This is a genomic window from Bradyrhizobium erythrophlei, from assembly GCF_900129505.1.
Taxonomy (GTDB): domain Bacteria; phylum Pseudomonadota; class Alphaproteobacteria; order Rhizobiales; family Xanthobacteraceae; genus Bradyrhizobium; species Bradyrhizobium erythrophlei_D.
This window is the reverse complement of record NZ_LT670818.1, coordinates 3,324,087-3,345,908: the sequence shown is the minus strand read 5'-3', so window position 1 is coordinate 3,345,908 and position 21,822 is coordinate 3,324,087. Positions and strand designations below refer to the sequence as shown.

Annotated in this window: 15 protein-coding genes and 2 pseudogenes; 8 read left to right on the top strand and 9 right to left on the bottom strand. The window is 59.7% G+C overall.

Annotated elements, in window-relative coordinates; translation table 11 throughout:
• Positions 1–3: 3 nt before the first annotated feature.
• From B5525_RS15430 to B5525_RS15415, 3 genes are all read right to left on the bottom strand, one after another.
• Positions 4–3,213 (bottom strand): efflux RND transporter permease subunit, encoded by a 3,210-nt coding sequence (locus tag B5525_RS15430; protein ID WP_079566764.1) that lies wholly within the window; start codon positions 3,211–3,213, stop codon positions 4–6.
• Between the two features lie 564 nt (positions 3,214–3,777).
• A complete protein-coding gene (locus B5525_RS15425) occupies positions 3,778–4,089 on the bottom strand; it encodes a hypothetical protein (protein WP_079566763.1) in 312 nt (103 codons plus the stop codon).
• Between the two features lie 806 nt (positions 4,090–4,895).
• A complete protein-coding gene (locus tag B5525_RS15415; protein ID WP_079566762.1) occupies positions 4,896–5,969 on the bottom strand; it encodes a catalase family peroxidase in 1,074 nt (357 codons plus the stop codon).
• A 473-nt stretch (positions 5,970–6,442) separates the two neighbouring features.
• Between B5525_RS15415 and B5525_RS15410 the strand changes: the two genes are divergently transcribed.
• A complete protein-coding gene (locus B5525_RS15410) occupies positions 6,443–7,960 on the top strand; it encodes a porin (RefSeq protein WP_154073244.1) in 1,518 nt (505 codons plus the stop codon).
• A gap of 400 nt (positions 7,961–8,360) precedes the next feature.
• Entirely contained in the window at positions 8,361–9,875 is a 1,515-nt protein-coding gene (locus B5525_RS15405) for an efflux transporter outer membrane subunit (protein ID WP_172899888.1), read from the top strand.
• 236 nt (positions 9,876–10,111) lie between these two features.
• Here the strand turns inward: B5525_RS15405 and B5525_RS47810 are convergent, their stop codons facing one another.
• The 3 genes and pseudogenes from B5525_RS47810 to istA all read right to left on the bottom strand — a co-directional run bounded on the left by B5525_RS47810 (position 10,112) and on the right by istA (position 12,701).
• On the bottom strand, positions 10,112–10,321 hold the full coding sequence (locus B5525_RS47810; protein WP_079566759.1) for an SAM domain-containing protein: 210 nt from the start codon (positions 10,319–10,321) through the stop codon (positions 10,112–10,114).
• Positions 10,322–10,338: 17 nt separating this feature from the next.
• Complete coding sequence (istB, locus tag B5525_RS15395) at positions 10,339–11,202, bottom strand: IS21-like element helper ATPase IstB (protein WP_079566758.1); 864 nt, start codon at positions 11,200–11,202, stop codon at positions 10,339–10,341.
• A pseudogene (gene istA / locus B5525_RS15390) lies at positions 11,132–12,701 on the bottom strand (IS21 family transposase). The gene istB and the pseudogene istA overlap by 71 nt, the downstream one beginning before the upstream one ends.
• 267 nt (positions 12,702–12,968) lie before the next feature.
• Here istA and B5525_RS15385 point away from each other — a divergent pair.
• Entirely contained in the window at positions 12,969–14,252 is a 1,284-nt protein-coding gene (locus tag B5525_RS15385; protein ID WP_079566757.1) for a cystathionine gamma-synthase family protein, read from the top strand.
• Positions 14,253–14,524: 272 nt separating this feature from the next.
• Positions 14,525–15,622 carry a Crp/Fnr family transcriptional regulator gene (locus tag B5525_RS15380; protein ID WP_425305269.1) on the top strand — a complete coding sequence of 366 codons (1,098 nt, stop codon included), beginning with the start codon at positions 14,525–14,527 and terminating at the stop codon, positions 15,620–15,622.
• A gap of 44 nt (positions 15,623–15,666) precedes the next feature.
• Here the strand turns inward: B5525_RS15380 and B5525_RS15375 are convergent, their stop codons facing one another.
• The 3 genes from B5525_RS15375 to B5525_RS45350 form a co-directional block, all read right to left on the bottom strand.
• Positions 15,667–15,843, bottom strand: coding sequence for a hypothetical protein (locus tag B5525_RS15375; protein WP_172899887.1), 177 nt, complete (start codon positions 15,841–15,843; stop codon positions 15,667–15,669).
• Between the two features lie 123 nt (positions 15,844–15,966).
• The gene (locus B5525_RS15370; protein WP_079566756.1) at positions 15,967–16,452 is read right to left on the bottom strand and encodes a phasin; all 486 of its coding nucleotides are present in this window, start codon (positions 16,450–16,452) and stop codon (positions 15,967–15,969) included.
• A 349-nt stretch (positions 16,453–16,801) separates the two neighbouring features.
• The gene (locus B5525_RS45350; RefSeq protein ID WP_172899886.1) at positions 16,802–16,897 is read right to left on the bottom strand and encodes a cold-shock protein; all 96 of its coding nucleotides are present in this window, start codon (positions 16,895–16,897) and stop codon (positions 16,802–16,804) included.
• A gap of 415 nt (positions 16,898–17,312) precedes the next feature.
• On the opposite strand from B5525_RS45350, the pseudogene B5525_RS15365 reads away from it, so the two are divergent.
• From B5525_RS15365 to B5525_RS15350, 4 genes and pseudogenes are all read left to right on the top strand, one after another.
• Positions 17,313–18,007, top strand: a pseudogene (locus B5525_RS15365) (substrate-binding domain-containing protein).
• Positions 18,008–18,228: 221 nt separating this feature from the next.
• Positions 18,229–19,377: a CapA family protein gene (locus tag B5525_RS15360; RefSeq protein ID WP_079566754.1), complete on the top strand. Its 1,149-nt coding sequence runs from the start codon at positions 18,229–18,231 to the stop codon at positions 19,375–19,377.
• Positions 19,378–19,747: 370 nt separating this feature from the next.
• Positions 19,748–20,104 carry an Mth938-like domain-containing protein gene (locus B5525_RS15355; protein ID WP_079566753.1) on the top strand — a complete coding sequence of 119 codons (357 nt, stop codon included), beginning with the start codon at positions 19,748–19,750 and terminating at the stop codon, positions 20,102–20,104.
• 175 nt (positions 20,105–20,279) lie between these two features.
• Positions 20,280–21,788, top strand: a complete 1,509-nt coding sequence (locus B5525_RS15350; protein ID WP_079566752.1) for an amidohydrolase family protein — start codon at positions 20,280–20,282, stop codon at positions 21,786–21,788.
• The last annotated feature ends 34 nt before the right edge of the window (positions 21,789–21,822 follow it).

The window sequence follows — 21,822 nt, the reverse complement described above, 5'->3', positions numbered from 1 at the left end:
CCTTCAGGTGACAGGTTCCGCGATCTCGTCGAAACCCGGCCTCCCCTCGGGCGCGCGACTGTGGCGGCGATGCAAAAGGCTGAACACCGTGGGAACGAAGAACAGCGTCGCCAACGTTGCAATAAGGAGCCCGCCGATCACGGCTCGCCCGAGCGGAGCGTTCTGCTCACCGCCGTCACCCATCGCGAATGCCATGGGCATCATGCCGATGAGCATCGCGAGCGCGGTCATCATCACCGGTCGGAAACGGGTGAACCCGGCCTCGAGCGCCGCGGCGGTCGCGTCCAACCCTTCCTCGAGCTTTTCGCGCGCGAAACTGACGATCAGAACGCTGTTTGCCGTGGCAATGCCCATGCACATCAGGGCCCCCGTCAGCGCAGGGACCGACAACGTCGTCTCGGTCATGAACAGCATCCAGACAATGCCGGCGAGCGCCCCGGGCAAGGCCGAGATGATAATGAGCGGATCGAGCCAGGATTGGAAATTGACCGCGATCACCAGATAAACCAGCACGATCGCGCTGAGCAGGCCGAGATAGAGCTGGTCATAGGCACTCGTCATGGTCTGGACTTGCCCGCGCAGCGCCACGTAGGAACCGGCCGGGACGTCCTTTTTGGTCTCAGCGATAATGCGGCGGATGTCAGAGGCGACCGCGCCAAGGTCTCGTCCTTGGGTGGCGCCGTAGACATCGATCACCGGCTGCGCATCGTAATGCGATACGACTCCCGCGCTCGGACCGATGGAAAAATCAGCGAGCCCGCCGAGATATTGCGGCGTGCCGGATTTCTGGGACGTGATCGGAACATTGGCGAGATCGGACATGGTGTCGATCCGGTACTGCGGCGTCTGCGCCACGATCGGGTAGGACACGCCGTTCTTGGTATTGAGCCAGAAATTCGGCTTCACTTGGCCGCTGCCGGACAGCGTGACGAGAAGGCTGTCGGCGACGTCGCGCTGGCTCAGCCCAACCTCGTCCGCGAGCGTCCGATCGACCGCGACATTGATTTGCGGATAGCTGTAGGTCTGCTGGATGCGCAGGTCTGCGATCCCGGGGACTTTGCGGATCCGCTTGAGGAGATCGGTCGCATAAGCGTAGTTGGCCTCCTGCTTGTTTCCGATCACTTGCAGATCGATCGGCGCCGGCAGGCCGAAATTGAGGATCTGCGCCACGATGTCGGCCGGCAGGAATGCGAAGGTTGTGCCGGGGAATTTCTGCGGCAGCAGCGCCCGCAGCTGCTTGACGTAGCCCGCCGTCGGCGCGTGGTTCTCGTGCAGTGAAATCATAATATCCGCATCCGACGGACCGATCGTGCCGGTGTTGTTATAGGCAACGTTGATGCCGCTGATCGGCAGTCCGATATTGGTCACGACGCTCGCGAGCTGATTCGGCGGAATCGTCCGGCGAATTTCCTGGTCGACTTGGTCGCACAGGCGCGCGGTTTCCTCGATGCGCGTTCCGGCCTGCGCCCGCACATGGATCAGGATTTGCCCGGCATCGACGGACGGAAAGAAATTCTGGCCGAGAAACGGCACTAGGGCGAACGACGGCACGACAAAAGCCAGGAATCCGGCGGCAAACAACTTCGGACGCCCGAGCGCGCGCGAGAGAAGTCTGTGGTAGGCGTCGCGGATTTGCTCGAACCGATGCTCGAATCCGAGTTGGAAACGCTTCAGCGGATTTCGCGACGGGGCGACCGGACCTCCGCGATCATCGGCAGCGCCGTGGGCCGGATGCGGCGCCCGCATCAAGTACTTGGCCAAGGTCGGGACCAAGGTGCGGGACAGCAGAAAGGACCCGATAAGAGCGAAAATGACGGCTTCCGCCAACGGCATGAACAGATAGCCGGCGACGCCGCCAAGCTGGAACATCGGCGCGAATACGATGCACATGCAGACCAGCGTGACGAATGCCGGAATGACGATCTGCTGGGCGCCGTCCAGGATAGCCGGTTCCAGCGCCTTGCCCTGCTCCAGATGCCAGTTCATATTTTCAAGTGTAACGGTGCTCTCGTCGACCAGGATTCCAACCGCAAGCGCGAGCCCCCCGAGCGTCATCGTATTGATCGTTTCGCCGAGCCAGGACAGGGCGGTGAGTGAGAACAGGATAGCGAGCGGGATCGTGATCAGGACGATGATGGTCAAGCGCCAGCTTCCGAGGAACAGCAGGATCATCAGTCCGGTCAGCGCGGCGGCAATGACGCCTTCGCGAACAACGCCGGAGATGGCGGACCTGATGAAGGGCGACTGATCCCCGACCATCTTGAGGTCGAGCCCGGACGGCAACCCCCCCTCGATCCTGGGCAGTCGCGCCTTGATGCCGGCGATAATGTCCAGGGTCGAGGCCGACCCGGCATTGAGGATCGACATCAGCACGGCCCTGGCGCCATTGACCCGAACAATATTGGTCTGCGGCGGCGAGCCGTCATGCGCATAGGCGACGTCGCGAATATGAATGACTGTGCCGTCGACCTTCTTCAGCGGAAGGTCGTTGATGTGATCCAGCAGGGTTGGACTTGCATTGAGATCGACGTTCCACTCGAACTTGCCGATTTTCTCGGTGCCAGCCGGAAGAACCAGGTTCTGCGCGGAGATCGCGTTGACGACATCGTCGGCCGATACTTTGTGCGTTTGCATCGCCCGCTGATCGAGGTCGACCTGAGCCTGAAGAATTTTGCCGCCATAAGGCGAAGGCAGGGCGGCACCGTTGACGGTTGCGAGCTGCGGACGAATGAAATTCTGGCCAAGATCGAATAGCTTATCTTGGGGCAGTTTCTTGCTCGAGAGCGCCAGATTGAGGATCGGAACGCTCGATGCGTTGTAGCTGAGGACATAGGGCGGAGTGATGCCAGCCGGCAGGAGCTTTAGGACGGTCTGCGACACGGCGGTCACCTGAGCGAGCGCAGCCCCGATGTCGACACCCTTCTGGAAGAAGATCTTGACGACGCCGTAGCCGCTCAGCGACTGCGACTCGACATGCTGGATGCCGTTGACCTGCGAGGTCAGCTGGCGTTCGTAATAGTAGATGACGCGGTCTGACATGTCCTTCGGCAGCAGCCCGGAATAGGTCCAGACCACGCTGACAACAGGAATATTAATGCTCGGGAAGATGTCGGTCGGCGTCCGCACCGCCGCCAGCGAACCGAAGATCGCAATGAGAAATGCCAACACGATAAACGTGTAAGGGCGCTTGAGGGCGACTTGAACAATCCACATTTGAATAGCCCTTCCGGCCCGTCCGACGATCGCTCTTTCCGCGTTGACATATTACTTGAGCCAAGCGGCACGACCATTAAATTGGTTTTTAAGGCATTAAATTCGAATTGAAATCGGCAAGGACCGCAAAAGAAGGAATGTTAGATGATCGCCTGTCAGCATTGCTTCAGTAAAAACGCTGCGGATGTCGTTTGCGTTATGTGCGAAGGATCATTCGCCGCCAACTCGCATCCAAGTCCGCGCGCGCCCGAAGCCGACCTGCTTTCAAGGCCGTAACCGGCCATACATTGCCCCAGTCCTCTGCAACCAACGATTCGCGTCATTCCGACTGCCCGTCGATCACTTCCGGTCTCGCCCGATAAGCAGACATTTCAGTGTTCGTCGGTGCACAGAAGCGAATATCCGCTCGCTTATTCGATCACCACGTCGGCGACCCGGCACGGTTCTGATGTCGGTACGTAACACGCCGAGACAATTCTGTTCTAAAGTCGCCTAGTTGGATCTGCGAGTAGCGCCTTCGGTCCGTGAACCGTGCAGGCCACGCACTACCTGGCAACGCGACCTTCACATCTTCCCAACCTCCTCCTGCTTCACATCTCTCTCCATTTCGAGACAGACCTGCAATTCGACATAACTCGAAATGCCGCTCGTGTCGGCTACCTGGTTACACCGTTTTTTTTCGCTGGGAGTATATTGTGTCCATTTCGTTTGAAGTTGCTCGCGCGCTTGCGTCTCATCGGTCATGCACCTATTCAGGTCCTCCTTCAAGCCGCCTTCGAACTGGCACTCCCGCGCGATTTCGAATTTCGGCACGGTATCCGCGATAGGCGTGGGGTGCAGGGAAGTCAGAATAATGATCGGCAGGTGGATCAGCATCTTTATTCTCTGAGCTGCGTACACGTGGTCCAGAATGCGATGTAGGTTCGTTATGCGTTACGTGAGTTCAACGGTCATGAGGTCAGCAACCGCGACAAATGTTGAGCATGCGGTCAACCGCCGCGTTCTCCCGACTAAGCTCCCGATTGTATGGACCGTTCGGATCCATCAGGCTTTGCTCCGAAGGCACTTGATCGGCGCGCGGCTGGCGACCCCCTCCCCCCAGTGCCTCCGGCAGCGGTTGCTGGTTTAAGTTCATCGACAGAGGTGCGGCCGGATTTCGCGAGCCACCCGGCTGCGTCGGAGCGGCTATGTTCGGCTGCGGTAGAGTACCCATCCTCGAAGCGTCGCCATACCCGCTGGGATCGACCGTCGCGTTATTCAATCCACCGGCGTTCGCAGGGCCGCGCGGAATACCACTGATCGGCACATTTCCCGTTCCCGCCGAACCTGCGAGGCGCCCAAATCCCCCGAGGCGCGCAAATCCCCCGTATCCGCCCCCGTGTCCTCCTCCCCCTCGCGCAAATGAGGCGGCAGGAGGGGTCAAGACTATGGACAATGCAACAGCGATTTTCATTGCTCTGTTAGACATTAGGAAGCTCTTGATTCACCAGAGCCGCGAACGCCGCAATCGAGGACATCGTTGCGGATGCACTTGAAACATTTCGATGCCGAGCTTGAGAAGCTCTCCATGGATTCTCGGCGCTCCCCACAACAAGTTGGCGATGCTAGCGGATTAGGTTTCCGACAGGGACAGCTCGCTGAGCTGGCTGTCGGTCACCCTCTGCTACCTAGTGAGCTTGCGCTCAATCTGTTGCGCTTTTGCTGGATACCTCGGTGAGCCTTCTTGAATGCGAGATCGCATAGGAGGAGGAGCGGAAGCTCAGGATCGGATCATTGGTTGGCTCGACACCATCGGCCATCAGCATGGGATCGAAATTGATGGTGTAGGCTCCCGATTCCTGATCCGGCGACGAGGAGATCAGCGTCAACGTGCCTGCCCTGATTTCACGCCTCCCTGAAGGCCAGAGAATTGTCGGATCGTCTTCCGGATCGCCGGGTTCGCCGATCGTCACAATCATGTGCCAATGAATGGGGCCTTCCTTCAAGCGCTCTCGAAAGGCATCATCGAGAAAATCATGCGGCTTCTGCGCCAATTGTGCGTCCGTCAGCGTCTTCTCGCCGTCTTCCGGCATGAAGCGCCAGCGCACGTTCGTTGGCCGTGCATTGTGGTCGATGAAGCGGAAGGTATGTATCCCGTAGAAAGCAGAATTGGCGTAGCTCGCAGGAGGATTGTTGGTCTCCAGGAAATGAAACTGCGCGGCCTGGTCGGGATGCTGTTTCATGAAGGCAGCCAACTTGCCGGGATCGGCTTTGCCTGTGTGCACGTCCTTGGCGAGCGCCAGGAACTTGTCGAGAAAGGTGGACGGCGTCCTTGCGAAGAACATCGGGGTGTGAATCATCGTCATATGATGCAAGGCTCCGCCCTTGAGCCGAAATTCCAGCCCCATCCCACGCGGGCTGCGCTCGGAATCGGATGCTTTCGGATCGCCACCGGCGGTCGAGAACCTGGCGATCACCTCGATCCTGTCCCCTGCAAACAGCCCCGACCGCGAGAGCTCTGCAGCCTCCTTGGTCCCGACGAAGTAGCCGACGGCACCTAATCCCTTCGTGTGATTTCGTCTTTTGCCTTCGTGCCGACCATAGGCTCCCTCCAGCGCGTCGTTCACGGCCACAGCAGTAAGCTCCTCTCCCCCCTCAGCCGCGACCGGCAAGGCGGCCTCGCCGGCACTTGCCTGACGCGGTTGGAGAGCATTTACGGCGGCTCCAAGAGAAACGCCGCCAACGCCGGCGAGTAAGCTTCTACGTGAGGTGAACATCGTTCGTCACTCCATGAGTGTGATTGAGATTGGCTTGTGCATCGCTTGCATGGCTGACATGTAAGTAGCTCCTGGGAGCGCCGCCATTAAATTGTCGTTTAATCCCAACTGCTGCGCGCGCGGAGCTTCGACCCCCGCACCGGGCGCGTTTTCGTTTACGCAGGCGCGATGTGCCGCTCGCTCCTTCGGCGGGCTGGTCCGGATTGCCAAGGGAACCAGCCTTCGCTGCCGACACGTCATGGCGGCGCGCCCATGGCCGACGCCGCCAACACATCTCGTCTCGGTCGCATCGCTTCGGCCTTGACTAGGAGTCGCTGAAGCATGGGACCGCCCTACGGCGTGTGGCGATAGAGCCACAGGCAAAGATTTTTTTGCACAAGCCGCGCCTAAGAGTGAGGCAAGCTGTTGCGGCGCACGCAGCCAAAGAGCAAGCTTGGCGCATGAGCGTAGTCCTGATCGTCGGGAGCTTCCTCATGGCAAAGTTTACTATTTGCGCAGCGTTCCTCCTCGCAACTCTTGGCGCCTCATACGCCGCGGATGCATGGGCCGCTGACGACTTGCCGACAAAGGTATCGCCAGCCACGACGCTGTCGACAGCCGCGCCGCAACCATGCGCCGACCCCGCGGATTTCATCACGACCAACTGCCAGCTGACCTGGCACGGCATCACGCTCTTCGGCGCTGTGGACATGGGGTTTGGCTGGCAAAGCCACGGCGCGCCTTTTGACTCAATATCCGCTGTCACCTCCTCATACCTGATCCAGAAACAGAACCAGGGATCAATGTGGACCCGTGCAGCCAACGCGATGAGCAATTCATTCATTGGGATCAAGGGAAACGAACCGATCGGCGGGGACTTTTCTGTCGTATTTGATCTCGATGCCGGCTTCGACCCCTACTCCCTGCGCCTCTCGAATGGACCGGGATCAATTGCCGCGATGAACGGCGTTCCCCAAAATCTGCAAGACTCCTACTCCGACTCCAGCCGGGCGGGCCAGTTTTACGACGGCCAAGGTTACGTCGGCGTCAGTTCTCCGACCTATGGCACACTGACTGTTTTCCGACAGAACTCGCTGACACTGGATGCCGTCTTCGACTACGATCCATTCGGCGCCTCCTACGCCTTCTCGCCGATCGGCTTTCAGGGGATCACCTGCGGCGGCGGCAATACCCAAAACTGCAGAAACACAACGTCGCTGAAATATCGGATCAACTTCCTCGACCACTTCCGGGCAGCGGCGCTGTGGCAGTTCGGTGGCTACGGCCAAAACAATGCCTCCAATGGAGCCTACCAGTTCGGCGTAGGTGCCGATTTCCCGACATGGGGCAAGGATATGCTCTCGGTTGACGTCATCTACAGCCATGTCACGGATTCCGTGGCGCTCGCGCTTGCGCCGGGAAGCAATAACGCCTTTGGGATGCCGATTCCTCCGTTCCTGCCCCAGACGCTCACCGCGACGATCTCGGACAATACCGCGGCGATGTTCGCTGCGAAATACACGACCGGGCCGCTGAAGCTGTACGCCGGTTACGAATACTTTCGATTTACGGCGCCCAGCGATCCGCAGACCGCCTTCACGGATATCGCGGGAAACTTTCTTTGCCTGGGCTGCGCGGGGTTCAACAACACGAATATCAACAATGCGGCCTTTGGCGTGAACGGCCTTGGTAACAGAGTCTTACAGATCATGTGGACCGGCGCGAAATACGCCGTCACGGGTGACTTGGATGTGATCGGCGCCTATTACCATTACATCCAGAATTCGTGGTTCGGCACCCCGATTGGAGGGCTCCTCTTCTGCTCCGACAGCTCGCATGCGCAATGCGCCGGGACGTATGATGCGATTTCTGCCGCAGTGGATTGGAGATTTGCACCAAAGTGGGATCTCTATTTCGGCATGATGTTCAACCAGGTGCATGGCGGGTTGGGCTTCGGCTTCTTCCAGCACAGCAACATCGATCCCACGGTTGGAGTGCGCTTCCGTTTTTGATGACGGAGGCGCGGACCATGTCCGTGTCCCAAAGCAATGTCCGCCACGCCCGGGATTTCGACACGTCATACAGTTTCATATGGTTCGAGCCTTGCACGACGTGCACTAGACGCCAGGATCGGCGCCGACGATGGGGATGTGCAGATCGAGTCCGGTCTCAAGGAAGGCGTGAGCGTAGAACTGAACCCTGACAGCCAAATCGCCTTTGGGAGGAACGTTGATGCGCACGACGTCGGCGTTTGGCTTGCGGGAAAATCATGAATAAGACCACGATGTGAAGGCGCCGAGGGGAAATCAGGCTGAAGTTGTCAAAAGGCTGATAGAGGCGGGGGGCAGCATGGGATCACGTCTTTCTGAGCGGGTACTTGGAAGTTTGATTGCTTGCTTAGGAGCCACAGGTTTGTCGTCCTGCTCGGTCGGCCCTGATTTCAACCTTCCCAAAGCGGGGCTTCCGAAAAGCTACATCGCCAGGATGAACACCAGCGAGACTGTCCCGGCTTCCGAGCTCGTGGCAAGCGTCAATCTCGCGCAATGGTGGCGCTCCTTCCGGGACCCTCAACTTGTTTCGCTTGTCGAGCGGTCAATCGCGGCCAATCCGGAAATCGCAATCACGCTTGCGCGACTGCAACAAGCACGCGCGCAGCAATTCGTCGCGATTGGCGCGGCGCTTCCGAACGGCGAATTGTCAGCGGGCGCTGCTGTTGGAACCGGTACGGACAATACGCGCGCGCGCATCTCGGACACGCTGCATAGTGCGGCCAACACGACCGGCTTTAATCACATAAACGAAGCCGGCGGTTTCGACGCGGCGTGGGAGCTTGATATCTTTGGCAAGCTGCGTCGCGAGATCGAAGCCTCCCATTTGGATGCGCTGGCTGCCGCGAAGGCCCGCGACGCGGTGCTCGTGTCGGTCATCGCCGACGTAGCTCGCGCGTACATCGAGCTGCGAGGTTTTCAGGCGCAGATCGCCGTAACGCGCAGCAACATCGAATCCGCCCGGCGGCGTCTCCAGTTCGTGCAGGACCGCTTCAACCAGGGACTCACCAACGAGCTCGATGTGACGCTGGCGCAACGCCAGCTGGCCACCTTCGAGGCCGGCCTCGGGCCGCTCGCGGGTCAGGTCCAGTCCAGCCGGTACGTCATCGCCGCCTTGCTCGGACAGTATCCGGAGACGTTGGTACTGAGAGCGGATGGACCCGCTCCGCGTTTTCCGACCAAGGTTCCGATCGGTCTGCCGGTCAGTCTGTTGCAGCGACGTGCGGACATCCAGCAAGCGGAATTCGAGGTGGGGGCCGCGACAGCCCGCATGGGATCTGCGATCGCCGATCTTTTTCCGCGCGTGGCTGTGACAACTGCCATAGGCGGCCAGGGCGGTCCGCTTGCTGCTACCGGAACATCCATTACGTTCATCGGCGGGATTGGTCCGGCGCTCTACTGGCCGGTGCTGGACTTCGGGACTCTGGATGCGCGTATCGAGGTGGCTGACTATCGGGCCCGCGAAGCGCTGCTTCGATACAAGGCGAATGTGCTGGGTGCCGTGCAGCAGGTAGACCAGGCGATTGCCGGTTACAACGCCGAACAGAGTCGCTTGAACAGCCTTTCCCGCGCCCGCAGTGCCGCGCTTGACGCAGTCAGGCTTTCGACCGACCGCTACGAGAGAGGTCTCACAGACTTCCTCAACGTCCTCGATGCCGAGCGACAGCGGTTTGAAATCGAAGCCCAATACGAGATCTCCCGGCGGATTGCAGGCGTTCAGCTGGTTGCGCTCTACAAGGCGCTCGGTGGCGGATGGGAGCACTACCAGGCAGTTCCGCCCATCCGGCTCCCAGAGCCTGCGATCATCGCTGCGGCGCGGGAATCCAACACTCTGCGTCCGATGTCGACAGATCCGGATTTATCAAGGGTCCAACCCTGATGCGCTGATCGATACCTTTTTTGAACTTAAATCTGGTGAAGCCTGCGCGTCAGGAGTTCGTCGTTTCTGAACGGCACACCCGACGTGATTCGAAGCGAGCTTTCGTATTGGGACCATCCGAATGCTCGGCTGGATTTAGATGTAAGGTGCTAACGAGCCAGCCCCATTAAACTCCAGTTCAAGATTACGCTGACGGTTATTTGATCAAGCCGTTTGGCAGCCCTTTATCTTTGCAATCACTGCACTTTTCTAGAGTTGCGACTCGTTGATCGAGAATTTCGCGCGACCCGTTGGAATAGGACGCGTCCCCATACGTCACACCCGTTAGATCCCTTCAGGTCCTCTGCCGTCAAACTCGGCAGGACTGCGCCGTCGATCTCATTCTCGCGGAATGCCGCCTCATATTGTTCGAGGCCAAGCCTCCGCAGCCAACCTCCGACGTCCATGGCGGCGCCGCGGTTTGTCAATCGGCGTCCAAAATTGACCCCTGATCGGCGTCCAATTTTGACCCCCTTGAGCGGCGGGTCTTGACGGCAGCGCTCGCGCCGTCGGAGCTGGTCGGGGTTGCGGAGACGGGGCGAGCGCGGGTTGTTTGCTCATCGTCGCGGCTTTTGAATCGCCAGCTTTCATTCCCGGTTTCGACGATGTCGCAGTGATGTGTAAGGCGGTCGAGCAACGCGGTCGTCATCTTGGCGTCGCCGAACACGCTGGGCCACTCGCCGAAGGCGAGGTTCGTGGTGACGATGATGGACGTGCGCTCGTACAGCTTGCTGACGAGGTGGAACAGGAGCTGTCCGCCGGCCTGGGCGAAGGGCAAATAGCCGAGTTCGTCGAGGACGATGAGATCCATCCGCGTCAAATGCTCGGCAAGCCCGCCTTGGTGCCCGTTGCGGGTCTCGGTCTCAAGCCGGTTGACGAGGTCGACGACGTTGTAGAACCGACCACGGGCACCTGACCGAATGCAGCTGCGGGCAATGGCGATGGCAAGGTGGGTTTTACCGGTGCCGGTCCCGCCGACCAGCACGGCATTGCGCTGCTGGGCTATGAAGCCACCGCCGGCGAGGTCGTTGACGAGCGTCTGGTTGATCGGCGTGCCTTCGAACCGGAAGTCGTCGATATCCTTGGCGAGTGGCAGCTTGGCGATGGTGAGCTGGTATTTGATCGAGCGCGCCTGTTTCTCGCTGATCTCGGCGTTGAGCAGATCGCCGACGATGCGCTGCGGTTCATGCTGGCGCTTGACGGCGGTGGCCATGATCTCATCGTAAGCGGCCTTCATGCCGTAGAGCTTGAGCTCGCCCATGAGATCGAAGAGTTGAGTGCGTTCCATCAGATGGTTCTCCGGAGGTTGTCGTAACGGGCACAATCGGCAATCGGCGCGTGTCGCAGCGTCAGGGCGGCTGGGGTGAGGATCGTGGCCGGTGGGCCGGGATCACGCTGGCGGGCCAGAATGTTGAGGACGACGTCGGCGGAATGAACGCCGTGGGCGATTGCCTCGGAGCAGGCAGCCTTGACTGCGGGCAAGCCGTCGGTCAGTACAGCGTTGAGGATGTCGACCATTTGTCGATTGCCGTCGTCGACGCCGGCGAGCTTGCGCCGCACACGTTCCATCGCGGCCGGCAGCACCCAGTCCTTGAAGGGCGCGCCATTACGCAAGGCGCCGGGCTTGCGGGCCAGCACGGGTACGTAATGCCAGGGGTCATAGACCGTCTCGCCACGGCCGAACGAGCGAGGATGCTCAGCGACGATCCGACCGTCCTGGCGGATCACGATGCGATCGGCATAGGCGTGAACCTCGACGGGCCGTCCGACCGCGCTTGCCGCCACCGAGTATTTATTGTTGTCGTAGCGGACCAGGCAGGTCTTTGAGACCGACGCCGGCACCGCGCGGAATCCGTCGAACCGGCCGGCATAGGGAACGAGCTTTGGCCGTTCCGCCTCGAACACATCCCAGATTGTCTGCTCGGTCAGTTCTGGATGGCGATGCGCCTTGGCGTAGGCGATGCATTTATCCAGCAGCCATGCGTTCTACTCGTCATAGTTTTTGAACCGCAACCGCGGCGTGAAGAAGCGTTCACGGACCAGCCCGACCTGGTTCTCGACCTGCCCCTTCTCCCAGCCGGATGCCGGCGTGCAGGCGACGGGATCGACGAGGTAGTGGCTGCACATCTGCTGGAATCGACGATTGTAGTGGCGATTCTTGCCCACGAAGATCGTCTCCACCGCGGTCTTCATGTTGTCGTAGATGCCGCGCCCGCAGGTGCCCTTGAACAGAGCAAACGCCCGGTCGTGGGCGTCGAACACCATCTCCTGCGTCTCGCGCGGATAAGCTCGCACGAACAGCATGCGACTGTGACAGAGCCGGACATGGGCGGCCTTCACAATCACCGTTACGCCATTCAGCAGAACAACCTCGTGGCTCCAGTCGAACTGGTAGGCTTCACCTGGCGCAAAGCTCAATGGGACGTAGGCCGCAGCCGTTGATTGTCCGCGCTCCTTGCCCCAGCGCCGGGCGTAGCGACGCACGGCATCGTAGCCACCGTCATAGCCGCGCCCGCGTAACTCTTCAAAGATGCGGATCAACGTCAGCTGCTCACGAGCAGCCTTTGACGCATTCCCAGCCAGCAGTTCGTCGAGATCTGCCGTCCACCCGCCCAGCTTTGGTCGCGGCTGGACTTCCCGATCGTACTCGAAGGATGTCTCGCCTGACCGCAGAACCTTGCGGACCGTGTTCCGCGACACCTTCAGGTCCCGGGCGATTTCTTTGATCGTCTTGCCCTTGATAAAGTGCTCGCGCCGAATCCGCGCAATCGTCTCCACGACCAGCATCCCCCACCACCTGCTTCGTTCGAAAGCAGGCAGCGCAACAGGCCAACCTATAGGGGGTCAATTTTGGACGCCGATCCCCCCAAGGATGAGCGCCGCGAAATCCGCCTCGGTGAACTGAAATCAGTCTCGGATGTTGGGTACGCTGATCCTGGCAACCTTGACTGGAGCCGTTGGATGCCGTCGCATCAATCGCTGCTGACCGCGTGGTCATTGCGGAAGGCTGCAAAACGTAGGGCGACGTTCCGAATCCAGACAGCGAGGCAGGCCATGGTGAAACCTTTCCCGTCGAAGACCCATATCGGCAACCACATGCTGCATCCCGAAACGCTCATGCTGAACTACGGCTACGATCCACAACTGTCGGAAGGAGCCGTCAAACCACCGGTCTTTCTGACCTCGACCTTCGTCTTCAGGACCGCCGAAGACGGACAGGACTTCTTCGATTTCGTCTCCGGTCGGCGCGAGCCTCCCGAGGGGATGGGTGCGGGCCTGGTTTATTCGCGGTTCAATCATCCCAACAGCGAGATCGTCGAGGACAGGCTCTCTGTCTACGAGCGCACCGAGAAATGCGCACTGTTCTCGTCCGGCATGGCGGCGATTGCGACCACGATCCTCGCGTTCGCCCGCCCTGGCGACGTCATTCTGCACTCTCAACCGCTCTATGGCGGGACGGAAACTCTGTTTGCAAAGACGCTTGCGGGCCTCTCCATCGGAGCGGTGGGCTTTGCCGACGGCATCGACGAAGCCGCAGTCAGGCTGGCGGCGGGGGACGCCCTGCGAAAAGGCCGGGTAGCGATGATTTTCATCGAAACCCCGGCAAATCCCACCAACGGCCTGGTTGATATCGCGATGGTCCGCCGCGTTGCTGAGATCATCGGCCAGGCTCAGGGGCACGCGCCGATCGTCGCCTGCGACAATACGCTACTGGGGCCGGTGTTTCAGCGGCCGATCGAACACGGCGCGGATCTTTCGTTGTACTCGCTAACCAAATATATCGGCGGTCATTCCGACCTGATCGCGGGCGCTGCGCTCGGCTCAAGAGCCCTCATGAAAGACATCAAGGCGTTGCGAGGCGCCATCGGCACCCAACTGGACCCCCATTCCTGCTGGATGATCAGCCGGTCGCTCGAAACACTGAGCATCCGCATGGAAAAAGCTGACAGAAACGCGCGGCTCGTGGCGGATTACCTGCGCGACCACGCCAAGGTCGCGAAAGTCCACTACCTTGGCCACCACGAAGAGGCCTCCCCCGCCGGCCGTCTGTTCGCGAGGCAATGCACCGGCGCTGGCTCCACGTTCTCCTTCGACATTGTCGGCGGCCAAGCCGCCGCATTCAAATTCTTGAACGCGCTGCAAATCTTCAAGCTGGCGGTGAGCCTGGGCGGCACCGAATCGCTTGCCAGCCTGCCCGCAAGCATGACCCACTCCGGCGTTCCGGCTGACATCCGCCAAAAAATAGGCGTTCTCGACTCCACGATCCGGCTGTCGATCGGCATCGAACACCCGCCTGATCTGATCGCGGACATCGCGCAGGCTTTGAACAAGGCATAGCCGCACTCCTTGCGTGAGAGCCGGCGCAAGAGCCGACAACGGCCTTTGACGGCGGACGCGTAGGTCCGATTTGCGCCAAAAAGCCGACATTCCCGAGAAGTCCGTTTTTGGACATTAGGCCTATCCGGGCGGGCGCTCGCCGTAGTTTGGCCTATTGGTGAGTTTTTAGACTAGGGGCCTTTTTTGACCAGAGAGAGGGCTGGTGCGCGCTCACGCGAGCGGGCTGGCCGTGAAGTAACTTGGCTAGGCCTTGTGTCCGCCGTCCGCCCTTTATGGCATCTCTATTCGGTTCGATATCGTCGTTAGGATCGTCCGGCCCGAGACCGACAGCCCAACGGGGCCCAGCCGCCGAGGTTATCTGGCGCGGGCGGCTGATATCCAACCTGCCAAAATCTATCCATTGGAACTTTATGCGGCGCGGCGGGTTTTGGTATCAGGCGTCAAAGGTTTCCGCACGCAGCCTGGCGCCAGGCAGGAAATCTTCTGCAGCGAACCGCGCGTCCGTCGAGGGAAGGAGCTTTCCCGTGATGGAGCACAGGACCAGGGTTGGCAATCGACTGTTAGCTGCGTTGCCGCCGGCAGACCTCGATTTGCTTGCTCCTTACCTCCGGAAAGTATCGCTTGAACGCGACGCCGTGCTGGTGCGATCGGGAGATCCAATTGAACAGATCTACTTTCCCCGCAGCGGGACGATCGCGTTCATCATGGACATGCCGAACGGACAAACGGTCGCAACCGCGGTGGTCGGGAATGAGGGAGCCGTGGGCATCTTATCCGCGCTGGGACCCTCCCGCTCTCCGATGACGGCGGTCGTACGCGTGGCCGGGACCACATTGCAAATTTCTCCAGCGCGATTTCATGCGGCTCTCCGCCACAGTGGCGCCATCAGACATGCGGTCCAGATCCACACCAGGGCGCTGCTGGCGCAATTCCAGCACGTGGCCGCCTGCAATGCGCTGCATTCCGCCGAGGCCCGCATGGCCCGGTGGTTGCTCCATATCCACGATCGAGTTGACGGTGACTCCCTACCGCTGACGCAAGAGGCACTTTCGGAGCTGCTTGGCGTACGACGAACGACGGTGACGCATGTTGTGCACAAGCTTCGGACGTCGCGGGCTATCCGATCTAATCGGCGCGGCTTGATCGAGATTGACAGACCGCGGCTCGAAGCAGTGGCATGCGAGTGCTACGAGGTCATACGCCGTAGAATCGATCGTATTGTTTCGCCTGAAGAAATGAAGCCTCGCATTCACGCCCCGCCGGTGCACGAAACTCCGCGCGCTCGAGATCCCCTGTTGGCCAAGGTGGATGAAGCGCAGCGGAACACGCAAACCCACGGGGCGACTGGCCCACGGGCAAGAGGTCATTGACGCAATTGACTAAAGGCCGACCCTCAGCACATCGTCTCCGCTATCTAGCTCGGCTCGTAAACCCAGGCTTCCTTGGCGAACCATTCGTGATTGGCTTGGCAGATTGAGCAGTAGGTGCGCGCGAAGAACACCGCACTGCATCGAAACCTTTCCCGATCCGCTTTGATGCCTGTCGGGATCTCGCGTCCCGTTTGAGGGCATTTGATCATAACGATGCCCATCTTGATCCTCCCTGTTTCGCTTTTGTGTCGTAGCAACGTGCCCCTTCGCCATCGGCTGGACTGCACCTCTTCTCGCGGGAGGCGCTTGTTCCAGCTGATCCCGGCGGCCTGCAAAAGTTCGGTTCAGGAGGCTTTCTGCAGGACTCTGGTGAAGTTCCTCTTGATCGGCACGGCCGTCTCGGTCGCGACTTTCTGAGCGAGCTCCCAAAGTTCCCTGTTCTGCGCGGACGTGGCTTCGAAATTCTTGCGGCTCTGCGTGGCTGACAGCTGTATGATTTCCGATAGCGACTTCGTGTCCATGAGATTGGTAAGAAAATCGAAAGCGGAGTTGGTGTTGACGCCCGAGATCTCGATTACCTTGACCCCGTAGTCTGCGGCGCCCTTTGCGTTGGTCGTGTAGGTTTCTCGGAGAATTTCGGCTATCTCCCCCGAGGCAGCCTTTATCTTCTCGCAGTTGTCCCTTGCCCGCACGACGCTCTGCTCGGCGATCCCATGGAAGATCCCCGGCATTGCGAAAAGCGGCATGTCAAAGCCGTGCTTTTCGTTAGCATGGCCGTTCGTATTCGGCGGATTGGCATTCACTTCGACTTTCATATTGGCATCATTCACGGGTTTTCATCCTTTCAAACGAAACTGTAATCAACAGTAGTCCGAATTGCGTCCCGGACCTCCCGGGGCACATGCTGCATCGCAGAAACGGAGTCGAGAATCATTCCCCAACTTCCACCAGGTCAGGTGCTGCCGCGGATAACCGCCTCGCGCCCGCCTGACCAAAGATATGGCTGACTAACGTCGGAGCTTCCGTTCGCTTTCTGACTCTCACATCGGATTTTTCGATAATCGGGATGTCTTGCGCGGCGAGGAGTTCGTTACAGCCGGCGCTTGTGCTGCTTGAAGCTCTTGAGGTTCTTTTGCTGGCGGCCCTTACCGCCGGGACAGCTTCCTGGCATCCTTATTGTCACGCAACTGTCACGCAGTTCGTGGCGGTGCCGTCGACCGCGGAGATGTGCACGAACACATCCTTGCTGCCGTTATCGGGCTGAACGAAGGGCATGGCGAAGCCCGCAGGCTCACGCCGGAGGGGGACGCGCGCGCCGCATCGAGGCTTTGGAACCTTTGAAGGCATTGTATGCCGAGATATCCGCCACTGGCGGATGATTCATGGGGCTTCGCACCCAAACGCCGGTAGTGGATCAGTTTGATTGTGGCGTCGGGTTTCCACTTGTTTCGGAGTGCCGTAGGCGCATATTCCGAGAACGGCGACAATTGTCCGATGCAATTGCGGCGCTGAGTACAAACGCACCGATGCCAAGTTCTTAGTGCCGCACACCAGTCACGCATCCTGTAAAGTCTGCGGGGCCACGCTAGAGTCTTGGTTGGAAAGCACCGACGTTGCCACATTATCACATGGTGCGGAAGATCGACACTGCGATTGATTCGCCGTAGCAGCGAGTCTGTTCATACCTGGGGTGGCTCAGAGCGCCGAGATCAAACTCCTTGCTGCTGCCGCCTTAAAGGATGCGTATCTGGAACTGCTGCCGCAGTTCGAAAGGGCACCCGGGCATACCGTCGCGGCGGTGTGGACGAGCACCCCTGCCGTCCAGAAACGCATTATGGCTGGAGAAGCCGCCGATTTGGTCATCTTGGGCAACAGCGGGACTGACGAGTTGATCAAGCAACGCAAGCTCGTCCCCGACAGCCGGGCAAATTTTGCAAAAATGGGCATTGGAGTGGCTATACAGGTCGGTACGCCGGAGCCGGACATCAGCTCGGCCGACGCAGTAAAGAAGTCAGTGCTAACTGCGAAATCCGTTGCATACTCTGCAGGATCAAGCGGCATCTATATCGTCAGCATGTTCCAGAAGTTGGGCATCGCCGACCAAGTCAAATTAAAGACCGCAGTAGTGAAGCCCGGTGAACCCGTTGGCGAGGTGGTTGCGCGCGGCGATGCCGGAATCGGCTTCCAGCAGATAAGCGAGCTCATTTCGCTGAAAGGCATCAAATATCTGGGCCCCTGCCGGCGGGTATCCAAAACATCACCATATATTCCGGCGGAGTTCCTACTGCGGCGAAGGAGGCGGACGCGGCCACGGCGCTGATCATATTTCTCACCGCACCGGCCGCGGCACCGACAATCGAAACGCACGGGCTCGAGCCTGGTTGACGAAGGTTTCCGCGCGGGATGTCCGAATAGGGTCGAAAGCTACCCAAATAGGTTTTCCACACCACGGCTGCCGGGGAAATTGCGCGGGAAGCCAATGTGCACCGCGTCGAGCCGCTTCACTTCTCTCTGCGCTATCTGGGAGACGAGGCGCAGATGCTGGCCGAGGTGATGGCGGCGTTCAGGGGATCTCACGCCTGACGCAACGATCTAGGCGGTATTTCATGCCCGAAGAAAGACATTTGCCGGCTGGGGACCGGAAACCGGTGCGGCTCTTTCTATGCGGAGATGTCATGTGCGGCCGCGGCATCGACCAAGTGTTGGCGCACCCCTGCAGCCCCGAGATTTACGAACGCCACGTGCGAACGGCGGAGACTTACGTGCTGCTCGCCGAGCAGGCGAACGGGCCCATTCCGCAGCGCAACGGGTCGTCCTACGTTTGGGGCGCCGCGCTGGGCCAATTGGAGCGCATGCAGCCGGACGCGCGGATCATCAATCTCGAAACGGCCGTGACCCGCAGCAATGACCGGGCGAACAAGGGCATCAACTACCGCATGAGCCCTGAGAATGCAGAATGTCTGGCGGCCGCCAAGATCGATTGTTGTGTGTTGGCCAACAACCATGTGCTCGATTGGGGCCGCGCCGGCCTAATTGAGACACTGACTATACTGCAGAAACTCAACGTTAAAGCGACGGGCGCAGGACGCACCGATCTCGAAGCGCGCGCACCCGCTGTGCTGAACCTTGCCAACGCGCGGCTCCTGATCTTTTCGTTCGGATCGATATCGAGCGGCATCCCGTTCGAGTGGGCTGCGACGTCAGATGCTCCAGGCGTCAACTTGCTGCCTGACCTGTGCGAGGCGAGCGCGCTGGAGGTCGCTGACCAAGTCATGGCGCTCAGGCGACCGGGCGATCTCATCGTCGTTTCGATCCATTGGGGATCCAATTGGGGATATCACATTCCGGAAGAGCAGACGATTTTTGCCCGGGCCCTCATCGACAAGGCAGGCGTGTCGATCGTTCACGGGCATTCTTCGCATCATCCGAGAGCGATCGAAATTTATCGAGATCGTCTCATTCTCTATGGCTGCGGTGATTTTCTGAACGACTATGAAGGGATCCGTGGTTACGAGCGCTACCGTGACGACCTGGCGTCGATGTATTTCGCCGACCTGAATCCGGCCAGCGGAAACCTCCATGCGCTCAAACTGGTTCCCCTGCAGATCAAGAACTTTCGTCTCTCCAATCCATCGTGGCGGGACATTGAATGGATCCAGCAGACGCTGGATGGGGATTGTCAGCGGTTCGGAACAAGGGTCATTCTTGATTCCGAACGGCAGCTTGTTGTTATCGGGCCCGGAGCAAGGACCTAGCGAGCGCACGATCCGCTCTCATGACCTTAAGCAGACATTCGCAAGCCCGTTTCGGGCGCCCGTTACCGGACATTCCAGGGAACCGGCGCTCGTGGCCTATTCCGGGCTGTAGCGTCCCCATAACACTTCGGCCTGATCTCGCACTTGCGGGATGGTAGGCTCCGCCATACCTCGGGAGGGAGCAATCCCGAGGGAAAGGGATTGGACGCGGGACCGACGGCACGGTTGCCCGCCTCTGCCGAAGCTGGCCGACACGGGCGAGCGGTCTGGGAATCGAGCGACGACAAGCAGGGTGCCCTGACATCGATGCCAGGCTCGTCTGCCGACGCTGAGTCGGGGCCTCGTGCCAAGATCACGAAGAGGTCAGGCCATGGAGATCGAACGCACGACATTCGGTACCATCACGATTGACGGAAAGACCTATGAACACGACGTGATCATTCGTCTGTCCGGCGAAGTGGCCAAGCGGAAGAAAAAGCTGTCGAAGAAGTACTACGGCACCTCGCATGTGCTCTCGAAGGACGAAGCGAAGTTCGTCTTTGAAAACGGATGCGAGCAGCTAATTCTTGGCTCGGGCCAGATGGGCAATGTGCATCTATCGCCGGAAGCTGAGGCGTATTTTGCGAAAAAGGGTTGCACGGTCCTGTTGCAGCCCACCGCCAGGGCGATTCATACGTTCAACAACTCGCGTGCGAAAAAGATCGGACTTTTTCACGTTACCTGCTGAATCCGGCCAGCCGCGACTGCGTTGCTGCGGATGAGCAAATCGATTGGCCGCACGCTCGCGTGCCGTACGTTCGCGACAGGTCCCTTTACCTATCAATAGCGAACATTCGGGGTGTAACGTCCTCCCGTTACGACCGTCGACTGGTCGATCACCACTGCAAACAGGGAGGACGACGATGGGTAGTTGGCTCAGTGAACGTGAACAGCGCCTTGTCGCAGGCGCCGAGGCGGCATCGGCCGCAACGCCGATTCCGACCCAGATTGTATCGAACGGCGAGTATTTGCCGCCTTCGCAGAGCGCGACCCAGAAGAAGGTCGAAGTGCGCATCAATGAGTTGGCGGACTTTAACGGGAAACAGCTCGGCTTGAACCGCCGGCAGTTCATGCAAACGAGCTGCGGTATGGCGGCCGCCTTCCTCGCCATGAACGAGATCTACGGCAACGTCTTCCAGGTCACGGCTGCCGAGGCCCACGAGCCCGAAATGATGCTGGCGCGGGCGCAGAGTCTCGCAGGGCAGTTCGTCTTCGACGTCCAAACCCACTTCGTGCGCGACGATTTCAAGCACGCGGAGCTGCTGGACCTCGCAAGCTTCGCCAGCCAGCACTGGAATCCGCAGATGAAGCAGGAAGGCGTGTCGTCGCTCGCCCGCTACAAGTTCCAGAACTACATGAAGGAGATCTACTACGACAGCGACACCACCATGGCGCTTCTGAGCGGCGCCCCGTTCGACGATCCGAGCTGGTGGCTGTTGTCGAACGAGCAGATCGCCAAGGCGCGCGAGATGATCAATGACTTCGCGGGCTCACGCCGCTTGCTGGCGCACAGCGTGATCACACCCAAGCAGCCAGGCTGGATGGATGAGGTCGACAAGGCGATCGCGGTCTACAAACCGGATTCGTGGAAGTCCTACACGATCGGCGACCCGCTCGCGCCGTCGAAATTTCCCTGGCGGCTTGACGACGAGCAGGTGATGTATCCGTTCTACGACAAGGCGGTGAAAGCCGGGATTACAACGCTATGTATCCACAAGGGTCTGCTGCCGCCCGATTACGAGAAATCCTTCGCCGGCGTATGGGAATACGCGACCGCCTGGGACATCGGCAAGGCTGCCAAAGACTGGCCGCAGATGAACTTCGTCATCTATCACTCGGCGCTGCGTCCATTCCTTGAGCTGCCCGATCAGGCCTGGGCCGAATTCGAGTCCACGGGCCGCATCCAGTGGGCCACCGATCTCGCGGAAATTCCGCAGAAGTTCGGGGTCACTAACGTCTATGCGGAGCTTGGCACGTCGTTTGCCAACTCGGCCGTGGCGCATCCCAAATTCTGCGCCGCTCTGGTCGGCACGCTGATCAAGGGTATGGGGGTCGATCATGTCCTGTGGGGCACCGACTCAGTTTGGTACGGGTCGCCCCAGTGGCAGATAGAGGCGCTGCGTCGGCTCGAAATCCCGGAGGATATGCAGAAGAAATATGGTTTTGCTCCGCTCGGTGGCGCCGACAGCGCGGTCAAGCAGTTGATCTTCGGCGGCAACGCAGCCCGCATGTACCGGATCAATCTCAAGGCCGCCGAAAATATCAGGATGCCGGCCTTTTCCGAGGACCGGCTGGCCGCCTTGAAGAGCAAGTATGAGTTCGCCGCCAAGGAGCCCTCGAATTTGCGTTACGGTTACGTCCGAGCCGCGTGATCGCGGTTTGGGCTTTCGCCCGACGGCTTCGGCG

Excerpts from the sequence above, each read along its gene's own strand:
- B5525_RS15350 (WP_079566752.1), top strand. The coding sequence starts at position 20,280 with ATGGGTAGTTGGCTCAGTGAACGTGAACAGCGCCTTGTCGCAGGCGCC.
- istB (WP_079566758.1), bottom strand. The coding sequence starts at position 11,202 with ATGGAACGCACTCAACTCTTCGATCTCATGGGCGAGCTCAAGCTCTAC.
- B5525_RS15425 (WP_079566763.1), bottom strand. The coding sequence starts at position 4,089 with ATGCTGATCCACCTGCCGATCATTATTCTGACTTCCCTGCACCCCACG.
- B5525_RS15385 (WP_079566757.1), top strand. The coding sequence starts at position 12,969 with ATGGTGAAACCTTTCCCGTCGAAGACCCATATCGGCAACCACATGCTG.
- B5525_RS15375 (WP_172899887.1), bottom strand. The coding sequence starts at position 15,843 with ATGGGCATCGTTATGATCAAATGCCCTCAAACGGGACGCGAGATCCCG.
- B5525_RS47810 (WP_079566759.1), bottom strand. The coding sequence starts at position 10,321 with ATGGACGTCGGAGGTTGGCTGCGGAGGCTTGGCCTCGAACAATATGAG.
- B5525_RS15415 (WP_079566762.1), bottom strand. The coding sequence starts at position 5,969 with ATGTTCACCTCACGTAGAAGCTTACTCGCCGGCGTTGGCGGCGTTTCT.
- B5525_RS15355 (WP_079566753.1), top strand. The coding sequence starts at position 19,748 with ATGGAGATCGAACGCACGACATTCGGTACCATCACGATTGACGGAAAG.
- B5525_RS45350 (WP_172899886.1), bottom strand. The coding sequence starts at position 16,897 with ATGCCCTTCGTTCAGCCCGATAACGGCAGCAAGGATGTGTTCGTGCAC.
- B5525_RS15380 (WP_425305269.1), top strand. The coding sequence starts at position 14,525 with ATGGCATCTCTATTCGGTTCGATATCGTCGTTAGGATCGTCCGGCCCG.
- B5525_RS15360 (WP_079566754.1), top strand. The coding sequence starts at position 18,229 with ATGCCCGAAGAAAGACATTTGCCGGCTGGGGACCGGAAACCGGTGCGG.
- B5525_RS15430 (WP_079566764.1), bottom strand. The coding sequence starts at position 3,213 with ATGTGGATTGTTCAAGTCGCCCTCAAGCGCCCTTACACGTTTATCGTG.
- B5525_RS15410 (WP_154073244.1), top strand. The coding sequence starts at position 6,443 with ATGGCAAAGTTTACTATTTGCGCAGCGTTCCTCCTCGCAACTCTTGGC.